Annotated in this window: 3 tRNA genes and 3 rRNA genes; all 6 read left to right on the top strand. The window is 54.2% G+C overall.

What is annotated here, in order from left to right:
* Positions 1–276: 276 nt before the first annotated feature.
* The 6 genes from C8J39_RS00655 (at position 277) to C8J39_RS00630 (ending at position 5,918) form a co-directional block, all read left to right on the top strand.
* Positions 277–1,763, top strand: a 16S ribosomal RNA gene (locus C8J39_RS00655).
* A gap of 230 nt (positions 1,764–1,993) precedes the next feature.
* Positions 1,994–2,070: transfer RNA gene (locus C8J39_RS00650), tRNA-Ile, on the top strand.
* 15 nt (positions 2,071–2,085) lie between these two features.
* Positions 2,086–2,161: transfer RNA gene (locus C8J39_RS00645), tRNA-Ala, on the top strand.
* A gap of 462 nt (positions 2,162–2,623) precedes the next feature.
* A 23S ribosomal RNA gene (locus C8J39_RS00640) occupies positions 2,624–5,419 on the top strand.
* Positions 5,420–5,643: 224 nt separating this feature from the next.
* Positions 5,644–5,758, top strand: a 5S ribosomal RNA gene (gene rrf, locus C8J39_RS00635).
* Together the 16S, 23S and 5S rRNA genes with 3 tRNA genes alongside form the textbook arrangement of a ribosomal RNA operon.
* Positions 5,759–5,841: 83 nt before the next feature.
* Positions 5,842–5,918: transfer RNA gene (locus C8J39_RS00630), tRNA-Met, on the top strand.

Below are 5,918 nucleotides of genomic sequence, written 5' to 3'. Positions count from 1 at the left end.
GGGTTATGCGAGTGTCGGTATTTTTGTCGGCTCTTTGACATTGTAGGTAAAGATGAAGGGACATGTGGGCGGCGGCTTGCGGTTTCCGGGGTCCTCAAGGCTTCGGGTAATCGTTTAAAGCTAAGTCGTTCTCATATGTCCTTCACATATTCCATATGTAATGGACGGTCGTTTTGGTGTTTGCACCGAGGCGGTCGTCTGAATGATATTGTGCAGAGCGGCTCCTTGAGATGGGCTGGTTGATCGTGGAATTCCACTGCGATTGGCTGGTGACATAAACTTGAGAGTTTGATCATGGCTCAGAATGAACGCTGGCGGCATGCCTAACACATGCAAGTCGAACGAAGGCTTCGGCCTTAGTGGCGCACGGGTGCGTAACGCGTGGGAATCTGCCCCTTGGTTCGGAATAACAGTTGGAAACGACTGCTAATACCGGATGATGACGTAAGTCCAAAGATTTATCGCCGAGGGATGAGCCCGCGTAGGATTAGGTAGTTGGTGTGGTAAAGGCGCACCAAGCCGACGATCCTTAGCTGGTCTGAGAGGATGATCAGCCACACTGGGACTGAGACACGGCCCAGACTCCTACGGGAGGCAGCAGTGGGGAATATTGGACAATGGGCGAAAGCCTGATCCAGCAATGCCGCGTGAGTGATGAAGGCCTTAGGGTTGTAAAGCTCTTTTACCCGGGATGATAATGACAGTACCGGGAGAATAAGCTCCGGCTAACTCCGTGCCAGCAGCCGCGGTAATACGGAGGGAGCTAGCGTTATTCGGAATTACTGGGCGTAAAGCGCACGTAGGCGGCTTTGTAAGTAAGAGGTGAAAGCCCAGAGCTCAACTCTGGAATTGCCTTTTAGACTGCATCGCTTGAATCATGGAGAGGTCAGTGGAATTCCGAGTGTAGAGGTGAAATTCGTAGATATTCGGAAGAACACCAGTGGCGAAGGCGGCTGACTGGACATGTATTGACGCTGAGGTGCGAAAGCGTGGGGAGCAAACAGGATTAGATACCCTGGTAGTCCACGCCGTAAACGATGATAACTAGCTGTCCGGACACTTGGTGTTTGGGTGGCGCAGCTAACGCATTAAGTTATCCGCCTGGGGAGTACGGCCGCAAGGTTAAAACTCAAATGAATTGACGGGGGCCTGCACAAGCGGTGGAGCATGTGGTTTAATTCGAAGCAACGCGCAGAACCTTACCAGCGTTTGACATGGCAGGACGACTTCCAGAGATGGATTTCTTCCCTTCGGGGACCTGCACACAGGTGCTGCATGGCTGTCGTCAGCTCGTGTCGTGAGATGTTGGGTTAAGTCCCGCAACGAGCGCAACCCTCGCCTTTAGTTGCCATCATTTAGTTGGGCACTTTAAAGGAACCGCCGGTGATAAGCCGGAGGAAGGTGGGGATGACGTCAAGTCCTCATGGCCCTTACGCGCTGGGCTACACACGTGCTACAATGGCGGTGACAGTGGGCAGCAAGCACGCGAGTGTGAGCTAATCTCCAAAAGCCGTCTCAGTTCGGATTGTTCTCTGCAACTCGAGAGCATGAAGGCGGAATCGCTAGTAATCGCGGATCAGCATGCCGCGGTGAATACGTTCCCAGGCCTTGTACACACCGCCCGTCACACCATGGGAGTTGGATTCACCCGAAGGCGTTGCGCTAACTCGTAAGAGAGGCAGGCGACCACGGTGGGTTTAGCGACTGGGGTGAAGTCGTAACAAGGTAGCCGTAGGGGAACCTGCGGCTGGATCACCTCCTTTCTAAGGATATCGGCAGAAAGCGCTGATAGGCCCGCATCTTATGGTGCCACCCTGTCGGAAGAGCTTCTTCCATTCCAAAGAACATTAGCCGCCGTCCTCATGTCCCTTCATCACTAGGTTAGTCCACGAGACGAATAGCTTTGCTATTTGGCACGTGGGCAAGCTCGGCCAGCGCGCGAAGCGCGCCTCTTGGGCGCAGCTTGGCTGCGTCTGACGGGCGCAGCGGGTGTGGGCCTGTAGCTCAGTTGGTTAGAGCGCACCCCTGATAAGGGTGAGGTCGGTGGTTCGAATCCACCTAGGCCCACCACACACAAGTGCGTTTGGGGCCTTAGCTCAGCTGGGAGAGCGGTTGCTTTGCAAGCATCAGGTCATCGGTTCGATCCCGATAGGCTCCACCATTTCGCAGGAGACGAGACGAAGCAGCAAAGCTGCTGCGCACGTCACCAAGAACGGCCAGCGCTACGGAGCGCGCCCATAAGGCGCAGCTTCGCTGCGACTGACGGGCTCGCGGGCAACGCACCATCAGCCACAACCTAGAGATGAAGAGAAACGGTTCGCCGCACGAGAGTGCGGTGATTGACGGGTACGCCCGTCGTATTTGACATTGTGAATGGGTTTTTTAAAATCGATGCCGTGAGGTGCTCGATTTTGGAGACGAGGATTGCTTCGGCGGTTCGTGAGGCACTTCTGTGCAGCGCGAATTGGGCGAGCGGTTCGAGGCTCCAGATATCGACATCATCATAACTAATAATCTGGCTGAGATTATAATCATCCGCACCTGACAAAGGCCAACGCGCACTGCTCTGCCGAGTTGGTGATCCGAAAGGACACCCAGTGATGTCGTTGGTGGTGTGGACTCTCAAGCGTGAGGTAAGGGCAATTCGTGGATGCCTTGGCACATACAGGCGATGAAGGACGTGGCACGCTGCGATAAGCGTCGGTGAGCTGTGAGCAAGCTTTGACCCGACGATTTCCGAATGGGGAAACCCACCTATCCCGATTAATTCTACCTGCGCGGTAACGCACAGGTCGAGTTAATTAGGTTAGGTATCACTTAGCTGAATACATAGGCTTCGTGAAGCGAACCCGGCGAACTGAAACATCTCAGTAGCTGGAGGAAAAGACATCAACCGAGATTCCGTTAGTAGTGGCGAGCGAACGCGGACCAGGCCAGTGCCTGAATTTCAACTAGCAGAACGATCTGGAAAGTTCGGCCATAGCGGGTGACAGCCCCGTATGCGAAAGTGAGAATTCAGGACTCGAGTAGGGCGGAACACGTGAAATTCTGTCTGAACATGGGGGGACCACCCTCCAAGCCTAAATACTCGTATGTGACCGATAGCGAACTAGTACCGTGAGGGAAAGGTGAAAAGCACCCCGATGAGGGGAGTGAAACAGTACCTGAAACGGATTGCCTACAAGCAGTTGGAGGGCTTTTATGGCCTGACAGCGTACCTCTTGCATAATGGGTCTGTGACTTAATGTATCAAGCAAGCTTAAGCCGATAGGTGTAGGCGCAGCGAAAGCGAGTCTGAATAGGGCGCCAGAGTTTGATGTATTAGACCCGAAACCCGGCGATCTAGGCATGACCAGGATGAAGGTGCAGTAACATGCACTGGAGGTCCGAACCGATTAACGTTGAAAAGTTACCGGATGAGTTGTGTTTAGGGGTGAAAGGCCAATCAAGCCGGGAAATAGCTGGTTCTCCGCGAAAACTATTGAGGTAGTGCCTCGCACGAACACCTTAGGGGGTAGAGCACTGGATGGGCTAGGGGGTCGCGAGATCTACCAAACCTAACCAAACTCCGAATACCTAAGAGTGATATGCGGGAGACAGACGGCGGGTGCTAAGGTCCGTCGTCAAAAGGGAAACAGCCCTGACCTACAGCTAAGGCCCCCAAATCGTATCTAAGTGGGAAAGCATGTGGGACTTCCAAAACAACCAGGAGGTTGGCTTAGAAGCAGCCATCCTTTAAAGAAAGCGTAACAGCTCACTGGTCTAAACAAGAGGTCCTGCGGCGAAGATGTAACGGGGCTCAAGATACGTGCCGAAGCTTAGGGTGTGCCACTTATGTGGTACGCGGTAGCGGAGCGTTCCGTAAGCCTGTGAAGCGATCTGGTAATGGGTCGTGGAGGTATCGGAAGTGCGAATGCAGACATGAGTAGCGATAAAGAGGGTGAGATGCCCTCTCGCCGAAAGACCAAGGGTTCCTGCGCAAGGCTAATCCGCGCAGGGTGAGCCGGCCCCTAAGACGAGCCCGAAGGGGGTAGTCGATGGGAACCACGTTAATATTCGTGGGCCTGGTGGTGTGTGACGGATCATGTGTGTTGTCATCCCTTATCGGATTGGGATGGCTTCGAAATGGTTCCAGGAAATAGCCCCACCGTATAGACCGTACCCGAAACCGACACAGGTGGTCAGGTAGAGTATACCAAGGCGCTTGAGAGAAGTGTCCTGAAGGAACTCGGCAAATTGCCTCCGTACCTTCGGAAGAAGGAGGCCCTCACTATGCGCAAGCACTTTGAGGGGGCACAGGCCAGGGGGTAGCGACTGTTTAGCAAAAACACAGGGCTCTGCTAAGTCGGCTTCAAGACGACGTATAGGGCCTGACGCCTGCCCGGTGCCTGAAGGTTAAGTGGAGGGGTGCAAGCTCTGAAATGAAGCCCAGGTAAACGGCGGCCGTAACTATAACGGTCCTAAGGTAGCGAAATTCCTTGTCGGGTAAGTTCCGACCTGCACGAATGGCGTAACGACTTCCCCACTGTCTCCAGGACATGCTCAGCGAAATTGAATTCTCCGTGAAGATGCGGAGTACCCGCGGTTAGACGGAAAGACCCCGTGCACCTTTACTGCAGCTTCAGAGTGGCATTAGGAAGAAACTGTGTAGCATAGGTGGGAGGCTTTGAAGCATCGGCGCCAGCTGATGTGGAGCCATAGGTGAAATACCACCCTGTTTGTTTCTGATGTCTAACCTCGTTCCGTAAGCCGGAACAGGGACCCTCTGTGGCGGGTAGTTTGACTGGGGCGGTCGCCTCCTAAAGAGTAACGGAGGCGCGCAATGGTGGGCTCAGGACGGTCGGAAACCGTCTGTTAGAGTGCAATGGCATAAGCCCGCCTGACTGCGAGACTGACAAGTCGAGCAGAGACGAAAGTCGGTCATAGTGATCCGGTGGTCCCTCGTGGAAGGGCCATCGCTCAACGGATAAAAGGTACGCCGGGGATAACAGGCTGATAACCCCCAAGAGCTCATATCGACGGGGTTGTTTGGCACCTCGATGTCGGCTCATCACATCCTGGGGCTGGAGCAGGTCCCAAGGGTTTGGCTGTTCGCCAATTAAAGTGGTACGTGAGCTGGGTTCAGAACGTCGCGAGACAGTTTGGTCCCTATCTGCCGTGGGCGTCGAAATTTGAGAGGAGTTGACCCTAGTACGAGAGGACCGGGTTGAACATACCTCTGGTGTACCAGTCGTTCCGCCAGGAGCGCAGCTGGGTAGCTATGTATGGACGGGATAACCGCTGAAAGCATCTAAGCGGGAAGCCTCCCTCGAGATAAGATTTCATAGAGCCGTCGGAGACCACGACGTTGATAGATCGGATGTAGAAGTGCGGTAACGCATGGAGCTAACCGATACTAATTGCTCTATTCGCGCTTGAGAGTCTCACACCATCAATGACAACACTGGGAAACCAGTAGCGACAAACGATGCGTGCGGATGATTAAGACGACGCCAGATTGCCAATCCCCTCGCCGTCGAGGGATTGGTCGAATACCACTACAAACCTTGCACGGTATCGATTTTAAACCCTCAGGCTTCGCAGCAATGCGAAGCCCGAGGGACCCAGATATGAACGCAAACGCATGTCGCACCGGCTCCATTGCCTGGTGGCTATAGCGTCGGTGTCCCACCCGATCCCATTCCGAACTCGGCCGTGAAACCCGACTGCGCCAATGGTACTATCGCTCAAGCGATGGAAGAGTAGGTCGTCGCCAGGCATTGAAGCCCGTGCAACATGCAACACGCACCATATCAAAACCCATTCACAACGTCCCATACCCCCTTCGCAACAGCGAAGTGTCGCGGGGTGGAGCAGCCCGGTAGCTCGTCAGGCTCATAACCTGAAGGTCACAGGTTCAAATCCTGTCCCCGCAACCA

It is taken from the genome of Sphingomonas sp. PP-CC-1A-547, assembly GCF_003610375.1.
Taxonomy (GTDB): domain Bacteria; phylum Pseudomonadota; class Alphaproteobacteria; order Sphingomonadales; family Sphingomonadaceae; genus Sphingomonas.
The sequence above is the reverse complement of the archived record's forward strand: the minus strand, read 5'-3'. Positions and strand labels throughout refer to the sequence as shown.